The sequence below is a fragment of the Pseudomonas simiae genome (assembly GCF_000934565.1).
Classification (GTDB): domain Bacteria; phylum Pseudomonadota; class Gammaproteobacteria; order Pseudomonadales; family Pseudomonadaceae; genus Aquipseudomonas; species Aquipseudomonas simiae.
The window spans coordinates 340,241-354,626 of sequence record NZ_CP010896.1 but is presented as its reverse complement, the minus strand read 5'-3'; the positions used below and the strand labels follow the sequence as shown (position 1 = coordinate 354,626).

Sequence of the window (14,386 nt, the reverse complement as noted above, 5' to 3'; positions counted from 1 at the left end):
AGTTCGTTCGACATGCTGCATTTGTCCCGCCTCACTTCGCTGGCCCTGACGATCGCCCTGGTGATCGGCGCGCCCCTGGCTTTCGCCGACCAGGCCGCTCCGGCTGCACCCGCCGCCACGGCCGCGACCACCAAGGCGCCGTTGCCGCTGGATGAGCTGCGCACGTTCGCCGAGGTCATGGACCGCATCAAGGCAGCCTATGTCGAACCCGTAGACGACAAGACCCTGCTGGAAAATGCCATCAAGGGCATGCTCAGCAACCTCGATCCGCACTCCGCCTACCTGGGCCCGGAAGATTTCGCCGAGCTGCAGGAAAGCACCAGCGGTGAATTCGGCGGCCTGGGCATTGAAGTCGGCTCCGAAGACGGCAACATCAAGGTGGTCTCGCCGATCGATGACACCCCGGCGTCCAAGGCAGGCATCCAGGCTGGCGACTTTATCGTCAAGATCAATGGTCAGCCGACCCGTGGCCAGACCATGACCGAAGCCGTCGACAAGATGCGCGGCAAGATCGGCCAAAAAATCACCCTGACCCTGGTACGCGACGGCGGCAACCCGTTCGACGTGACGCTGACCCGCGCGACCATTGTGGTCAAGAGCGTGAAGAGTCAGCTGTTGGAGTCGGGCTACGGCTACATCCGCATCACCCAGTTCCAGGTCAAGACCGGCGACGAAGTGGCCAAGGCCCTGGCCAAGCTGCGCAAGGACAACGGCAAAAAACTCAACGGTATCGTGCTCGACCTGCGTAATAACCCAGGCGGCGTGCTGCAGTCGGCGGTGGAAGTGGTCGACCACTTCATCACCAAAGGCCTGATCGTCTACACCAAGGGCCGTATCGCCAACTCCGAGCTGCGCTTCTCGGCCACCGGCAACGATCTCAGCGAAAACGTGCCACTGGCCGTGCTGATCAACGGCGGCAGCGCCTCGGCCTCGGAGATCGTCGCCGGCGCGCTGCAAGACCAGAAGCGCGGCGTGCTGATGGGCACCACCAGCTTCGGCAAAGGCTCGGTGCAAACAGTATTGCCGCTGAACAACGAGCGGGCGCTGAAGATCACCACTGCGCTGTACTACACACCGAATGGCCGCTCGATCCAGGCCCAGGGCATCGTGCCGGACATCGAGGTGCGCAAGGCCAAGATCACCAACGAGATCGACAGCGAGTACTACAAAGAGGCTGACCTGCAAGGTCACTTGGGCAATGGCAACGGCGGCGCTGACCAGCCAACCGACAGCAGCAAGAAAGCCAAACCGATGCCGCAGGACGACGATTACCAGCTGGCCCAGGCGCTGAGCCTGCTCAAGGGCCTGAGCATCACCCGCAGCCGTTGATATGCGTTTTGCCCTGATCATTGCTGTGCTGTGCAGCCTGGCAGGCGTCGCCCACGCGACACCTGCCGGTGAGCCGCACAAAGCCTACCTGACCCTCATCATCGACGACCTCGGGCAAAACCTGCCCCGCGATCGTCGCGTGCTGGCCCTGCCTGGGCCGGTCACCACGGCGATCATGCCCGACACGCCCCACGCCGCCGAATTCGCCCGCGAAGCGCACAAGGCCGGCAAGATCGTGATCCTGCACATGCCCATGGACCCGGCCACCGGGCCGTTTGCCTGGCATCCTGAGTTGTCCATCGAAGAACTCGGCAAGCGCCTGGACGCCGCGTTCCAGGCCGTGCCCTACACCGCCGGTATCAACAACCACATGGGCAGCCGCATGACTGCCCAGCCGGCCGCCATGGCCTGGCTGATGGCCGAGCTGCAACGGCGCAACAAGTTCTTCGTCGACAGCCGCACCAGTGCGCAAACCGTGGCGGCCGCCGAGGCGCAGAAGATTGGCCTGGCCCATGTGTCGCGGGATGTGTTTCTGGATGACGAGCGCACCGAAGCGGCGATCACCACGCAATTGCAGACGGCAATCAAGCTGGCGCACAAGCAGGGTTCAGTGGTGATGATCGGCCACCCTTACCCACAAACCCTGGCGGTGTTGGAGCGCGAATTGCCCAAGCTCAAGGCCCAGGGCGTCGACTGGATCAATATCAAGTTGATGATTAGCGTGCGCAGCAACCAGGCCATGGCCGGGCACGGCAAGGATGGCATTTACCGCTGACGATCCGTTGTAGGCGCCGACTTGCCAGCGCCTACAGGGAGTTCGGCCGGTTACAGATAGTTCGCCATGATCTCGTCGACGACGCCATCTTTTCGCAGTTGGTCCAGCGCGGCCTGAAGCTTGGCCACCAGCTCATCCGGCACGTCCTTGTTCAGTGCAAGGTAGAGCTGGGCGCTGTTAAAGCGCAGGACCGTCTTGAGCCCCGTCACGCCGACTTGGCGCGCCAGGTAACGTCCGGCAGGATCGCCGGTGGCCCACAGATCGATCTGGCCATCCATCAGTTTCTGCGCGTTGTCCTGGTCCCGCAGCACGACTATCGGCTTTAAACCCTGTTTTTCCAGGGACTCGGCAATCGCATCACCCTTGTAGGCACCGATCCTGTAGGGGCGGGCGTGCTCAAGGTGGGCCAGTTGGATTTTGCTGTCAGCCTTGGCCAGCAGCACCCAATCGTCGGGGCCAATGGGGCCGACCCATTTGAACAGCGCTTCACGGTCCGGCAGCCGGGCCATCACGAACACACCGTAACCAGGTTTTTCCAGGGCGAGCTTGTAGATGCGTTCCCAAGGAAATCGCAGGGTGAGGTTGTAGGCAATACCGGCGCGCTTGAAGGTCTCGCGCACGATGTCCACGGCAATGCCTTCGATGTTCTCTTCCTTGGCGAAGTTCTTGCCGTTTTTCGCCATGTTGTAGGGCGGGAAGTTTTCCGTCAGCAGCACCAGGGAGGCGTCGGACGGTTCTTCGGCGCGGGCCGAACCTGCCAACAGGAGGGACGTACTGGCGAAGGCGAGCAGCAGGTGCTTGAACATGTAAGTTACCGGAATCCATGGCAAGCGCAGAGAGTGCCGCGCACTTGCCATGGTGTCCAGCAGCATTCAGCGAACGACGATACCGCGCGCCGCCATGTAGGCCTTGGCCTCAGGAACGGTGTACTCGCCAAAGTGAAAAATACTCGCCGCCAGCACCGCGCTGGCGTGGCCTTCGGTCACACCGTCGGCCAGGTGCTGCAGGTTGCCGACGCCGCCGGAAGCAATCACCGGAATGCCCAGCGCATCGCTGATGGCGCGGGTCACGCCCAGGTCGAAGCCGTTTTTCATGCCGTCCTGGTCCATGCTGGTCAGCAGGATTTCACCGGCGCCCAGACCTTCCATCTTCATTGCCCACTCCACCGCGTCCAGGCCGGTGGGCTTGCGCCCGCCATGGGTGAAGATCTCCCAGCGCGGGGTTTCACCCGGGCCGGAGACTTTCTTGGCGTCGATGGCAACGACGATGCATTGCGAGCCGAAATGCTGCGCCGCTTCGCCGACAAACTCCGGGTTGAACACGGCTGCGGTGTTGATCGAAACCTTGTCCGCGCCGGCATTGAGCAGGTTGCGGATGTCTTGCACGGTACGCACGCCGCCGCCCACGGTCAGGGGGATGAAGACCTGGCTGGCCATGCGCTCGACGGTATGCAGCGTGGTGTCGCGGCCATCGACGCTGGCGGTGATGTCGAGAAAGGTAATCTCGTCGGCACCTTGCTCATCGTAGCGACGAGCGATTTCCACCGGGTCGCCGGCGTCGCGGATGTTCTCGAACTTGACGCCCTTGACCACGCGACCGTTGTCGACGTCCAGGCAAGGGATGATGCGTTTGGCCAGCGCCATGGTCAGTCCTCAGCCGTTGTAGGCGTCGCAGTAAGCCTGGGCTTCGGCGACGTCCAGGGTACCTTCGTAGATCGCACGGCCGGTGATGGCGCCGATGATGCCGGGCGCCTTGGCGTCCAACAGCGACTTGATGTCGCCCAGGTTGTGGATACCGCCAGAAGCGATCACCGGGATCTTGGTCGCAGCCGCCAGCGCGGCGGTGAAGGGTACGTTGCAGCCCTGCATCATGCCGTCTTTGGCGATGTCGGTATAAACGATGGCGGACACGCCGTCGGCTTCGAACTGCTTGGCCAGGTCGATCACCTGCACGGTGCTGATTTCAGCCCAGCCGTCGGTGGCGACGAAGCCGTCTTTGGCATCCAGACCCACGATCACTTTGCCGGGGAACGCGCGGCAGGCTTCGGCGACGAACGCCGGGTCTTTCACGGCTTTGGTGCCGATGATCACGTAGCTCACGCCGGCTTTAACGTAATGCTCGATGGTTTCCAGGGAGCGGATACCGCCGCCGATCTGGATCGGCAGGTTCGGATAGCGCTTGGCAATGGCGGTAACCACTTCGCCGTTGACCGGCTGGCCTTCGAAGGCGCCGTTCAAGTCCACCAGATGCAGACGACGGCAGCCCCCTTCTACCCATTTGGCAGCCATGCTCACCGGGTCATCGGAGAACACAGTGGAGTCTTCCATGCGGCCTTGGCGCAGACGTACGCAGGCGCCGTCCTTGAGATCGATAGCGGGGATAATCAGCATCTGGCAAACCTTATTCGATATTCAGCAATGCTTGGGAAATCAGGGTTTCTCAAGCGACCACAGGTCGCTTTCGATGCTTTCGAACCTTTCTTTAAGGAGCGTCTGCGTGTCGAAAATCGCCCTGTTGTAATAATGCGGAGCCACTTCAGTGGTGAACAGCTCAAGAATCTCGGCGACCTCGAACGAGCCCAATTTAAGCTCGAATCGGTCCTCCATGAAGCGCTTGATCTTGAGGGTAGCCTCACTCTCCTGTTCGGGCGTGAGGTTCAAGATCGGCTGCTTCGGCTTCCTGGCCATTTACCAGCGCCCGTCCCAGGCGGCGAAGTTCTGCAGCAATTGCAGGCCGTGGGTATGGCTCTTCTCCGGGTGGAACTGCACGGCAAAGCGCGAACCCTCGGCCAGCGCGGCGGCGAAATCGACGCCGTAGTGACCGCCACCCACCACCTGGCCCGGTTTACCGGCGGCGATGTAGTAGCTGTGCACGAAGTAAAAACGCGCCATGTCCGGCACGTCGTGCCAGAGCGGGTGATCCACGGTCTGGCGGACTTCGTTCCAGCCCATGTGCGGGACTTTCAGGTGTTCGCCGTCTTCGTGCAGGTCCTTGCCGAAGAACTTCACCTGGCCTGGGAACAGGCCGATGCAGTCGACGCCGTCGTTCTCCTCACTGCTGTCGAGCAAGGCTTGCATGCCCACGCAGATACCGAGAAACGGCCGATCCTGGCTGACTTCGCGCACCAGGCTGTCAAAGCCCAGGCGGCGGATTTCGGCCATGCAGTCGCGAATCGCACCGACGCCGGGAAACACCACCCGGTCGGCTTCGCGAATCACGTTGGCATCGCTGGTGATCAGCACCTTGCCGGCCCCTACGTGTTCGAGGGCCTTGGCCACCGAGTGCAGGTTACCCATGCCGTAATCGATAACCGCGACCGTCTGCATTACAAGACGCCCTTGGTCGATGGCATTTGCCCGGCCATGCGATCATCCAGCTCGACGGCCATGCGCAGCGCGCGGCCGAAGGCCTTGAACACGGTTTCGATCTGGTGGTGGGTGTTGGTGCCACGCAGGTTGTCGATGTGCAGGCTGACCAGTGCGTGGTTGACGAAACCCTGGAAGAATTCCTGGAACAGGTCAACGTCAAAGCCGCCCACAGTGGCGCGGGTGTAGGGCACGTGCATCTGCAGGCCTGGGCGGCCAGAGAAGTCGATGACAACGCGCGACAGCGCTTCGTCGAGCGGGACGTAGGCGTGGCCGTAGCGACGGATGCCTTTTTTGTCGCCAATAGCCTTGGCAAACGCCTGGCCGAGGGTGATGCCAACGTCTTCCACCGTGTGGTGGTCATCGATATGCAGGTCGCCTTTGCTGACGATATCCAGGTCGATCAGCCCGTGACGGGCGATCTGGTCCAGCATGTGCTCAAGAAAAGGGACACCGATATCAAATCGGGCCTTTCCGGTGCCATCCAGGTTGATCGAGGCTTTGATCTGGGTTTCCAGAGTGTCGCGCTCGACGGACGCCTTACGTTCGGCCATCACCAACTCCGCAAAATCATTGGGCGAAAAAGGCAGCCATTATAGGGGCGCGGGCGCCAAACAGAAACATCGGAGGGGATAAGACTGATGGAGTGTCGGCGATAGACATGTGCATACAAGCAGGCGCTCCAGGATGGTGCGCCGACCCGATCGCTTCAGGCGGGTGAAGATAAAGTGCGGGAGCAGGCAAGCCCGGCTCCCATAGGAACCGGGCCCACCGTTATTGCGGTGTTAGTGGAACAGTACTGCGGTTTTCTGCAGGGTTACCCACACACCCCACGCCAACGGAATCCCCACTACCAGCCAGGCTGCAATCGCCAACGGCACAGTGCCAGGGGCGGCTTTCCACTCCAGCGAAGTGGTGGCATCGGCGCCTTTGTCGTGACCCAGCGCCTGTTCGGCGGCCAGTTCGGCGTCGGTCATGAAGTACTTGTCGGCCACCGGGCGTACCAGCAGGTTGCAGATGAAACCCAGCACCAGCAGGCCGGCCAGGATGTACAACGTGATGTCGTAGGCAGCGGCGCGTTCAACGCCGATGCTCAACTGATACTCACGCAGGTAGTTCACCAGCACCGGGCCCAGCACGCCAGCCGCCGCCCACGCAGTCAGCAGGCGACCGTGGATCGCACCGACCATTTGCGTACCGAACAGGTCGGCCAGGTAGGCCGGAACGGTCGCAAAACCACCGCCGTACATCGACAGGATGATGCAGAACGCGGCGACGAACAGCGCCACGTTGCCCAGGTGACCCAGGTTCGGGATCAACGCGTACAGGGCAAAGCCCAGGGCGAAGAACACGAAGTAGGTATTTTTACGGCCCAGGTAGTCGGAGAACGACGCCCAGAAGAACCGGCCACCGATGTTGAACAGGCTCAACAGACCGGTGAAACCTGCAGCGATCGCTGCGATGGAAGCCAATTGACCGGCATCCAGTTGGCCAAACGGCACATCCACACCCAGCAGCTTGCCGCCGAACACTTCCTGCAGCAGTGGCGAAGCCATGCCGAGGATGCCGATACCGGCGGAGACGTTCAGGCACAGTACCAGCCACACCAGGCGGAATTGCGGGGTCTTCCACGCCACGTTCACGTGCACATGACGGTGAGTGATCATCGCGTTGCTGGCTTTTTTCGCCGGCGCGGTCCAGCCCTCAGGCTTCCAGCCGGTCGGCGGAACGCGGTAGGACAAGGCGCCGCCGATCATGAACACGAAGTAGATCGCGGCCATTACCAGGAAGCTCTGCCATACGCCCACACTGTCGGGCGTTGCGAAGTGGCCCATCAATGCTGCTGCCAGCGGAGCACCCACCATAGCACCGCCACCGAAGCCCATGATCGCCATGCCGGTCGCCATGCCGCGCTTGTCCGGGAACCACTTGATCAGGGTCGACACGGGCGAGATATAGCCCAGGCCCAGGCCAATACCACCAATGACCCCGGAGCCGATCCACATCAGCCAGATCTGGTGGGTGTAGATACCCAACGCCGAGATCAGCAGGCCACCGCACCAGCACAATGCCGATACAACACCGGCCTTACGTGGCCCGGCATGTTCCAGCCAGCCGCCCCAGATCGCTGCCGAGCAGCCCAGGAAGATGAAGAACAGGGTATAGATCCAGCCCAGCATCGAGATGGGCCAGTCGCATTGCGACGAGAAGACTTGGGCGATGAAACTCATGTCCGGCGCACAGGCGACCGGCTTGGTGATACCCAGCGCCTTGGACAGTGGCAGCCAGAACACCGAGAAGCCGTAGGCCATGCCGATACACAGGTGGATGGCCAGGGCGGCCGGTGGAACCAGCCAGCGGTTGAAGCCGGGCTTGGCGATGATGCGTTCCTTGGACAGGAACGCAGGCTGTGCGGCAGTTGAACCTGCCGCAGTGCTTGTGCTCATTGGTGTTTCCCCCAGTTGTTAGTATGTGTTCGTCAGGCGCTCTCTCCCTCGGCCTTGCACGCAAAGCGTGGCCGTTTTGTTGAGTGAAGCTCCCTTTTAGGCGCGACGTTAAGCCGCAGAAGGCGGACGAACTCGCAGAGATTAGCATCTGTGGATGACAGAAAAACCAAACTGATATCACCTTTTTCAGGAAATCTGTTTTGTTTGACGCCAAAAACCCGTTTCCCCGGCCCTGGATACAATGTAACGATCGTGGCACTGACGCAGGCCGTCGGGCGTTATACTCTGCGGCTAAATTTTGAAATCGACATACAAGGACTCGCCCATGAAAGCGTTCGGCAAAATCCTGGGTCTGGTACTTCTCGGGCTGTTGCTGATCATTGTGGCTCTAGGCTTTGCCCTGACCCATCTCTTCGATCCCAACGACTATAAAGACGAGATTCGCCAGATTGCCCGCGACAAGGCCCACATCGAGCTGACGCTCAATGGCGATATCGGCTGGAGCCTATTCCCCTGGCTCGGGCTTGAACTGCACGAAGCCAGCGTGGCGACACTGACCGCGCCGACCCAGCCGTTCGCCGACCTGCAGATGCTTGGCCTGTCGGTGCGCGTGCTGCCGCTGCTGCGCCGCGAAGTGCAGATGAGCGATGTACGCGTCGAAGGCCTCAACCTGCGCCTCAACCGTGACAAACAAGGCCACGGCAACTGGGAGGACATCGGCAAGAACGTGACCGAGGCGACCGTCGGCAGCCCAGGCTCGGTTGAGCAGCCTGCCGAGACCGAACCGGAAAAGCCATCGAAGCCCATCCGCCTGGACATCGACAGCCTGACGATCAACAACGCCCGCGTCGAATACAACGACGAGCAGACCGGCAAGCAGTTCAGCGCCGAAAGCATCCAACTGAGCGCCGGAGCCGTGCACGAAGGCGCCAGCATCCCGGTGAAACTCACTGCCTTCTTCGGCAGCAACCAGCCGGTGATGCGCGTCAAGACCGAGCTCAACGGCAACCTGCGTATCCAGCGTGCGCTCAAGCGCTATCAGTTTGAAGACATGAAGATCACCGGCGAAGCCACGGGCGAGCCGCTGCAAGGCAAAACCGTGACGTTCTCGACCCAGGGCCAATTGCTGGTGGATCAGGCGGCCAATATCGCCGAATGGACCAACGTGAAGCTCTCGGCCAACCAGTTACGCGCCTTGGGCGAGCTGAAGGTCAACGACCTGGACAAGACTCCGCAGTTGAGCGGCGCGCTGTCCATCGCCCAGTTTGACCTGGCCAAATTCCTCGACGGCGTCGGCCATCCGCTGCCGCCCATGGCCGAGGGCAGCCTGAGCAAAGTCGAACTGGTCAGCCGTCTCAAGGGCACGCCGACCAGCCTGGCCCTGGAAGACCTGAACCTGAAACTCGACGGCAGCACCTTCACCGGTCGCCTCGCCGTGGAAGACTTTGCCAAGCAATCCCTGCGCGTCCAACTCAAAGGCGATACCTTCAACGCCGACAATTACCTGCCGGCCAAGTCTGAATCCGCCAAAGGCGCAGCCGCAGCCCGCCAGGCCGAAGTGCAGAACAGCGAAGCCGGTGCCATGGCTGCCGGCGGCACCACGCCACTGCCCGACGCGCCGACCAAAGGTGCCTGGAGCACCGACAAACTGTTGCCGCTGACACGCCTGCGCACGCTGGATGTGAACGCCGACCTGGCCTTCGGCCAACTGACCCTGAGCAAGCTGCCGATCCAGAATGCGGTGCTCAAGGCGTCCGGCGTCGATGGCCAGCTCAAGCTCGACACCCTGAGCGGCGGTCTCTACAACGGTTCGTTCCAGGCCAATGGCACGCTCGACGTGCGCCAGGACATCCCGGTGCTCGCGCTGCAAAGCCACATCAAGCAAGTGCCGGTCGAACGCATCCTGCAAGCTCAGGGGCAAAACCCGCCGGTGAAGGGCCAAGTCACCCTCGACAGCAACCTCACGGGCCGCGGCAATAGCCAGAAAGCCCTGATCGACAGCCTCAACGGCACCGCCAGCTTTGTGATCAACAACGGCGTATTGCTCAACGCCAACCTTGAACAGCAGCTGTGCACCGGTATCGCCTTGCTCAACCGCAAGACCTTGAGCAGCACACCACAAGGCAAGGACACGCCATTCCAGGAATTGAAGGGCAACCTGACCTTCCGTAACGGCGTGGCCAGCAACCCCGACCTGAAAGTGCGCATCCCGGGCCTGACCGTCAACGGCAATGGCGACGTCGACCTGCGCGTGCTGGGCATGGACTACCGCGTCGGTATCATCGTCGAAGGCGACCAGCGTGAAACGCCGGATCCCGCCTGCCAGGTGGGCTCGAACTTCCAGGGCATCGAAGTGCCGTTGCGCTGCCGTGGCCCGCTGGAACTCGGCGCCAAGGCCTGCCGCCTGGACAAGGACGGCCTGGGCCAGGTTGCCATCAAGGCCGCCGGCAACCGCCTGAACGAGAAGCTGGAAGAGAAGCTCGACAAGGTTAATCCGCAGCTCAAAGATGCTTTGAAAGGCCTGTTCAAACGATGAGAGACGAGCAGTTTTCAACGGCGGTGCTTGACTGGTACGACCGCCACGGTCGCCATGACCTGCCCTGGCAACAGGGCATCACGCCTTACCGGGTGTGGGTCTCGGAGATCATGCTGCAACAGACCCAGGTGAGCACCGTGCTCAATTACTTCGACCGTTTCATGGCTTCGCTGCCAACGGTCGAGGCCCTGGCCGCGGCGCCGGAAGATGAAGTACTGCATTTGTGGACCGGCCTGGGTTACTACACCCGCGCGCGCAATCTGCAGAAGACCGCAAAGATTGTCGTGGCCGAGTACGGCGGCGAGTTTCCCAAGGATGTCGAGAAGCTCACCGAGTTGCCCGGCATCGGCTTGTCCACCGCTGGCGCGATCGCCAGCCTGAGCATGGGCCTGCGCGCGCCGATCCTCGACGGCAACGTCAAGCGCGTGCTGGCGCGCTTTACCGCGCAAGAGGGCTACCCAGGCGAGCCCAAGGTGGCCAAGCAGCTGTGGGCCACCGCAGAACGCTTCACGCCCCATGACCGTGTCAACGCCTACACCCAGGCGATGATGGACATGGGCGCCACGCTTTGCACCCGCAGCAAACCCAGCTGCCTGCTGTGCCCACTGGAAAAAGGCTGCGAAGCCCACATGCTCGGCCTGGAGACACGTTATCCAATCCCCAAGCCACGCAAGACCCTCCCGCAAAAGCGCACGCTGATGCCGCTGCTGGCCAATGCCGAGGGCGCAATCCTGCTTTACCGCCGCCCTTCGACGGGCCTGTGGGGCGGTCTCTGGAGTCTGCCGGAGCTGGATGACCTGCAAGACCTGGAACACCTGGCCAACCAGCACGCGCTGGCGCTGGGCAAGCACCAGGAACTGCCGGGGCTGATCCACACCTTCAGCCACTTCCAGCTCGCCATCGAACCCTGGCTGGTCCAGGTCGAGGAATCCGCCCATCACGTGGCCGAGGCCGACTGGCTCTGGTATAACCTCGCCACCCCGCCGCGCCTGGGCCTTGCCGCCCCGGTAAAAAAACTGCTGAAACGCGCGGCCGACGTATTGAATGCAGGAGTTTCGTCATGACCCGCACCATCATGTGCCGCAAGTACAAAGAAGAACTGCCAGGCCTCGAACGCCCTCCTTACCCGGGCGCCAAAGGCCAGGACATTTTCGAGCACGTCTCGGCCAAGGCCTGGGGCGACTGGCTGAAACACCAGACCCTGCTGATCAACGAAAAGCGCCTGAACATGATGAATGCCGAAGACCGTAAATACCTGGCGGGCGAAATGGACAAGTTCTTTTCCGGCGAGGATTACGCCAAGGCCGACGGCTACGTGCCACCTGCTCAATAATTGATCAAAAACCGGGGTCTGCACGTAAGCGACGGTAATAATTAAATATTTTTTGAAAACTTGCTTGACGACCCCCTGAAAAACCCGTTTAATGCGCCCCGTTGCCCAGATAGCTCAGTCGGTAGAGCAGGGGATTGAAAATCCCCGTGTCGGCGGTTCGATTCCGTCTCTGGGCACCAAAATACCGAAACCCCTGATTCCGAAAGGTCTCAGGGGTTTTTTCGTTTACGGCCCTCGCCACCCTTCAAAATACAAATCCTATAGACGCTTTTCCGGCAAGCACCGCCGGCGAATCGATCGGTGCTGTGCGTTCAACGGCATTACGGCCGATACAGCGGGAACGCCTCTATCAGCGGCACTATTTCCCGGCCCGTTTCTATTGCGCTTTGCGAGGGCTCGTTCGGTCTTGGAATGTTCCTGGCAAAGTGAAAGATGATGGTCTGCCCGGTAGTGCCATCCCTGTAATACTTGAAATAACTGATTTCCGAGAATTGCCCGTCTTTACGCAATGAGGTGGGATAAAACATCATCGAATAATCGATTCCGGTTTTATTGTCGGTCAGCAGGATCGCAGGCATGTTCGGGTTTTCTTGCTGGTGAAGCTGGATGGCCCGCTTGGCGAGGTCGAGGGGTTTGAAGCGGTTCATCTCCCGAGGCACGACGGTGAAGTCCAGCATTTCATTCCAGGCATCGATGCTTTCCTCTGCCGGGAAATACTCCCACAAGCCCGGTTTCTGAAATTTGAGAACGAACGCTTTACCGCCGAACACCACGGTTTTGGTGTCGGCAATCGACGGGCTAGACATGTCGGACGTGAGCGGCGTGGTGCAGCCGTACAGCAGGGCGACGGTGGATAACACAAGCAATAGGGCTTTCATTTCAATCCTTGAAAAAGTGCGTCAGTGTATTTTGCGCAGGCCACAGTAGCCGAACGCATCACTGAATACTGTCTTTATCGGGACCGAAGATGAAGTGACAGTACGCAACCCACCGCCTTTCAGTTGAGCAAAAACACCATCAATGGATTGTCATTCAACCGCCCACTGAATACCGCATGCTGATGCTCCAGCGCCGTCCCTTTGAGCAATGCCGTTTCCTTGCGCGCCACAATCACCCACGCAGGCCGGGGCACTCCCTCTAGCTGATCAAGCTCTGCCCTGCCGATAAATACCGGCTGCTCATCGTGATTCAGGTTCATCATGTAGCGCACCGCCCAAGTGTCCCGGCCCAGGTTGATAAACACCAGCGGCCCAGGCGCCGTGGCACGCATCGCTTCGACCTGACCCACAAACTTGCGGGTATCGAATTGCAGGTCCTTGGCCGGCTCCACTACCGTCACCAATAGCAACCATTGCGCCATCAATGCGATCAGGCTGAGCCACACCAACCGCCCCACTCGCCGCCAGGCGATCAGCGCTGCGACTTGCAACACCGCCAACACGCCAATCAGCAACGGCAGCGAAACGTCGGGCCAGTAACCCTGCTTTTGCCACCCATGCCGACAGACAAAGACTACAACCACGCACAACGCCGGCAGCGCCACGATCAGCCCTTCGTAGCATCGGCGCACGCCCGAGAGCCAACCTGGCGCCTGAAGCAACCCATAGGCCGCGACAGCCGCAAACATCGGCACCATGGGCAGGACGTAATACGCACGCTTGAAGTGCGGCACCGACAGCCCGAGCAAGATCATCAAGCCGCAGGCGCCGAGTCGTGCCACCCATTGCAGGTCACCTTCGAACCGCTCGGACCAGCGATGACGCAGCGCAATCATTGTGGCCAGCGCCAATGGCACCACCGGGAAATAGCGGTACAGGCTCAATTGGAAGTAGAAATAGAACGGCTCGCCGGTTTCATCGAGACGGCCGCCTACCTGCATCCTGAAGACCTCGTCGGCAAAGGCGTCGCCCCCACTGATGCGCGCCAACTTCATCAGCAACCACCAACAGATTGCCAGCAGCACTAGGCCAACAGCGCCGTGAATCAGCACCTGTTTCACACGTTCCCCAGGCTTGCCCAACGCCCAGTACACACAGACCACGCCACAGACTTCGATCAACCCCAGCGGCCCGCGTATCGCAAAGCCCAGGATGAACAACGGAAACACCCCAAGCCGCCTCCAACGCCCGCCACTGTGCAACAGGTAAAAACTTCCTACACACAACAACGCCACCATCTGATCCAGGCAGACCGAGCGGGATTTTTCGAGCAGTTGAGTGGTAAGCAGGGTCAACAGCACAGTGAGCAGCGCCCACTGGCGATTCGCCGGGACCAGCAACCGATAAATCAAGGTAACCACGCCCGCGGAAGCCAGGGCGGTGGGCAGCACATTGGCCAGATGGTTGGGCGCGCCAAAGAGTCGGGCAAACACAAAGCTGAAGAACGTCGCGGTGCCTGGGTAATCCGCGTAGGGCTGGCCGTAGGTGGTCGGGAAAAGACTCGCACCATGGCGAAACATTTCTTGCAGGAACAGCGCCCAGCGTCCGTCAAATCCCTGGGGCTGCTGATCCCAGATACCCAGGGTAAAAAGCAGCATTGCAAACAGGAAGATGCCTAGGGACTCCAGGCGAAAACGGTTGCGGTGATCCATCGGTTGACCTG

Annotated in this window: 14 protein-coding genes and 1 tRNA gene; 6 read left to right on the top strand and 9 right to left on the bottom strand. The window is 60.8% G+C overall.

What is annotated here, in order from left to right; genetic code table 11:
• The first annotated feature begins 12 nt into the window (after window positions 1-12).
• Window positions 13-1,329 (top strand): S41 family peptidase, encoded by a 1,317-nt coding sequence (locus PF1751_RS01595; RefSeq protein ID WP_021492191.1) that lies wholly within the window; start codon window positions 13-15, stop codon window positions 1,327-1,329.
• A gap of 1 nt (window position 1,330) precedes the next feature.
• Complete coding sequence (locus PF1751_RS01590; RefSeq protein ID WP_010213884.1) at window positions 1,331-2,104, top strand: divergent polysaccharide deacetylase family protein; 774 nt, start codon at window positions 1,331-1,333, stop codon at window positions 2,102-2,104.
• A gap of 50 nt (window positions 2,105-2,154) precedes the next feature.
• On the opposite strand, the gene PF1751_RS01585 is transcribed toward PF1751_RS01590, so the two are convergent.
• From PF1751_RS01585 to PF1751_RS01555, 7 genes are all read right to left on the bottom strand, one after another.
• Window positions 2,155-2,910: a substrate-binding periplasmic protein gene (locus PF1751_RS01585; protein ID WP_010213885.1), complete on the bottom strand. Its 756-nt coding sequence runs from the start codon at window positions 2,908-2,910 to the stop codon at window positions 2,155-2,157.
• Window positions 2,911-2,976: 66 nt separating this feature from the next.
• The gene (gene hisF / locus PF1751_RS01580; RefSeq protein WP_016972251.1) at window positions 2,977-3,747 is read right to left on the bottom strand and encodes an imidazole glycerol phosphate synthase subunit HisF; all 771 of its coding nucleotides are present in this window, start codon (window positions 3,745-3,747) and stop codon (window positions 2,977-2,979) included.
• A gap of 9 nt (window positions 3,748-3,756) precedes the next feature.
• Entirely contained in the window at window positions 3,757-4,494 is a 738-nt protein-coding gene (gene hisA, locus PF1751_RS01575; RefSeq protein ID WP_003187784.1) for a 1-(5-phosphoribosyl)-5-[(5-phosphoribosylamino)methylideneamino]imidazole-4-carboxamide isomerase, read from the bottom strand.
• A gap of 39 nt (window positions 4,495-4,533) precedes the next feature.
• Window positions 4,534-4,791, bottom strand: coding sequence for a DUF2164 domain-containing protein (locus PF1751_RS01570; protein ID WP_010213888.1), 258 nt, complete (start codon window positions 4,789-4,791; stop codon window positions 4,534-4,536).
• On the bottom strand, window positions 4,792-5,430 hold the full coding sequence (hisH, locus tag PF1751_RS01565) for an imidazole glycerol phosphate synthase subunit HisH (RefSeq protein ID WP_010213889.1): 639 nt from the start codon (window positions 5,428-5,430) through the stop codon (window positions 4,792-4,794).
• Window positions 5,430-6,023 carry an imidazoleglycerol-phosphate dehydratase HisB gene (gene hisB, locus PF1751_RS01560; RefSeq protein ID WP_003218037.1) on the bottom strand — a complete coding sequence of 198 codons (594 nt, stop codon included), beginning with the start codon at window positions 6,021-6,023 and terminating at the stop codon, window positions 5,430-5,432. The genes hisH and hisB overlap by 1 nt, the downstream gene beginning before the upstream one ends.
• Window positions 6,024-6,254: 231 nt before the next feature.
• Entirely contained in the window at window positions 6,255-7,916 is a 1,662-nt protein-coding gene (locus tag PF1751_RS01555; RefSeq protein ID WP_021492193.1) for an OFA family MFS transporter, read from the bottom strand.
• 325 nt (window positions 7,917-8,241) lie between these two features.
• Here PF1751_RS01555 and PF1751_RS01550 point away from each other — a divergent pair, with 325 nt between their 5' ends.
• The 4 genes from PF1751_RS01550 (at window position 8,242) to PF1751_RS01535 (ending at window position 11,964) form a co-directional block, all read left to right on the top strand.
• Window positions 8,242-10,452, top strand: a complete 2,211-nt coding sequence (locus PF1751_RS01550; protein WP_010213892.1) for an AsmA family protein — start codon at window positions 8,242-8,244, stop codon at window positions 10,450-10,452.
• Window positions 10,449-11,516: an A/G-specific adenine glycosylase gene (mutY, locus tag PF1751_RS01545; RefSeq protein WP_021492194.1), complete on the top strand. Its 1,068-nt coding sequence runs from the start codon at window positions 10,449-10,451 to the stop codon at window positions 11,514-11,516. Before PF1751_RS01550 ends, mutY begins: the two co-directional genes overlap by 4 nt.
• Window positions 11,513-11,785, top strand: coding sequence for an oxidative damage protection protein (locus tag PF1751_RS01540; protein WP_010213895.1), 273 nt, complete (start codon window positions 11,513-11,515; stop codon window positions 11,783-11,785). The genes mutY and PF1751_RS01540 overlap by 4 nt, the downstream gene beginning before the upstream one ends.
• Window positions 11,786-11,888: 103 nt before the next feature.
• Window positions 11,889-11,964 (top strand) — tRNA-Phe (locus PF1751_RS01535).
• A gap of 141 nt (window positions 11,965-12,105) precedes the next feature.
• Here the strand turns inward: PF1751_RS01535 and PF1751_RS01530 are convergent.
• Together PF1751_RS01530 and PF1751_RS01525 are read right to left on the bottom strand one after the other, a co-directional pair.
• Window positions 12,106-12,663, bottom strand: a complete 558-nt coding sequence (locus PF1751_RS01530; protein ID WP_044286493.1) for a hypothetical protein — start codon at window positions 12,661-12,663, stop codon at window positions 12,106-12,108.
• Between the two features lie 119 nt (window positions 12,664-12,782).
• Window positions 12,783-14,375, bottom strand: a complete 1,593-nt coding sequence (locus tag PF1751_RS01525; RefSeq protein ID WP_044286491.1) for an ArnT family glycosyltransferase — start codon at window positions 14,373-14,375, stop codon at window positions 12,783-12,785.
• Window positions 14,376-14,386: the final 11 nt, after the last annotated feature.

Bases quoted from the DNA above. Each gene is read 5' to 3' on its own strand.
- PF1751_RS01525 (WP_044286491.1), bottom strand. From the start codon at position 14,375: ATGGATCACCGCAACCGTTTTCGCCTGGAGTCCCTAGGCATCTTCCTG.
- PF1751_RS01590 (WP_010213884.1), top strand. From the start codon at position 1,331: ATGCGTTTTGCCCTGATCATTGCTGTGCTGTGCAGCCTGGCAGGCGTC.
- PF1751_RS01595 (WP_021492191.1), top strand. From the start codon at position 13: ATGCTGCATTTGTCCCGCCTCACTTCGCTGGCCCTGACGATCGCCCTG.
- PF1751_RS01550 (WP_010213892.1), top strand. From the start codon at position 8,242: ATGAAAGCGTTCGGCAAAATCCTGGGTCTGGTACTTCTCGGGCTGTTG.
- hisB (WP_003218037.1), bottom strand. From the start codon at position 6,023: ATGGCCGAACGTAAGGCGTCCGTCGAGCGCGACACTCTGGAAACCCAG.
- hisA (WP_003187784.1), bottom strand. From the start codon at position 4,494: ATGCTGATTATCCCCGCTATCGATCTCAAGGACGGCGCCTGCGTACGT.
- PF1751_RS01555 (WP_021492193.1), bottom strand. From the start codon at position 7,916: ATGAGCACAAGCACTGCGGCAGGTTCAACTGCCGCACAGCCTGCGTTC.
- PF1751_RS01585 (WP_010213885.1), bottom strand. From the start codon at position 2,910: ATGTTCAAGCACCTGCTGCTCGCCTTCGCCAGTACGTCCCTCCTGTTG.
- PF1751_RS01570 (WP_010213888.1), bottom strand. From the start codon at position 4,791: ATGGCCAGGAAGCCGAAGCAGCCGATCTTGAACCTCACGCCCGAACAG.
- hisF (WP_016972251.1), bottom strand. From the start codon at position 3,747: ATGGCGCTGGCCAAACGCATCATCCCTTGCCTGGACGTCGACAACGGT.
- mutY (WP_021492194.1), top strand. From the start codon at position 10,449: ATGAGAGACGAGCAGTTTTCAACGGCGGTGCTTGACTGGTACGACCGC.
- PF1751_RS01540 (WP_010213895.1), top strand. From the start codon at position 11,513: ATGACCCGCACCATCATGTGCCGCAAGTACAAAGAAGAACTGCCAGGC.
- hisH (WP_010213889.1), bottom strand. From the start codon at position 5,430: ATGCAGACGGTCGCGGTTATCGATTACGGCATGGGTAACCTGCACTCG.
- PF1751_RS01530 (WP_044286493.1), bottom strand. From the start codon at position 12,663: ATGAAAGCCCTATTGCTTGTGTTATCCACCGTCGCCCTGCTGTACGGC.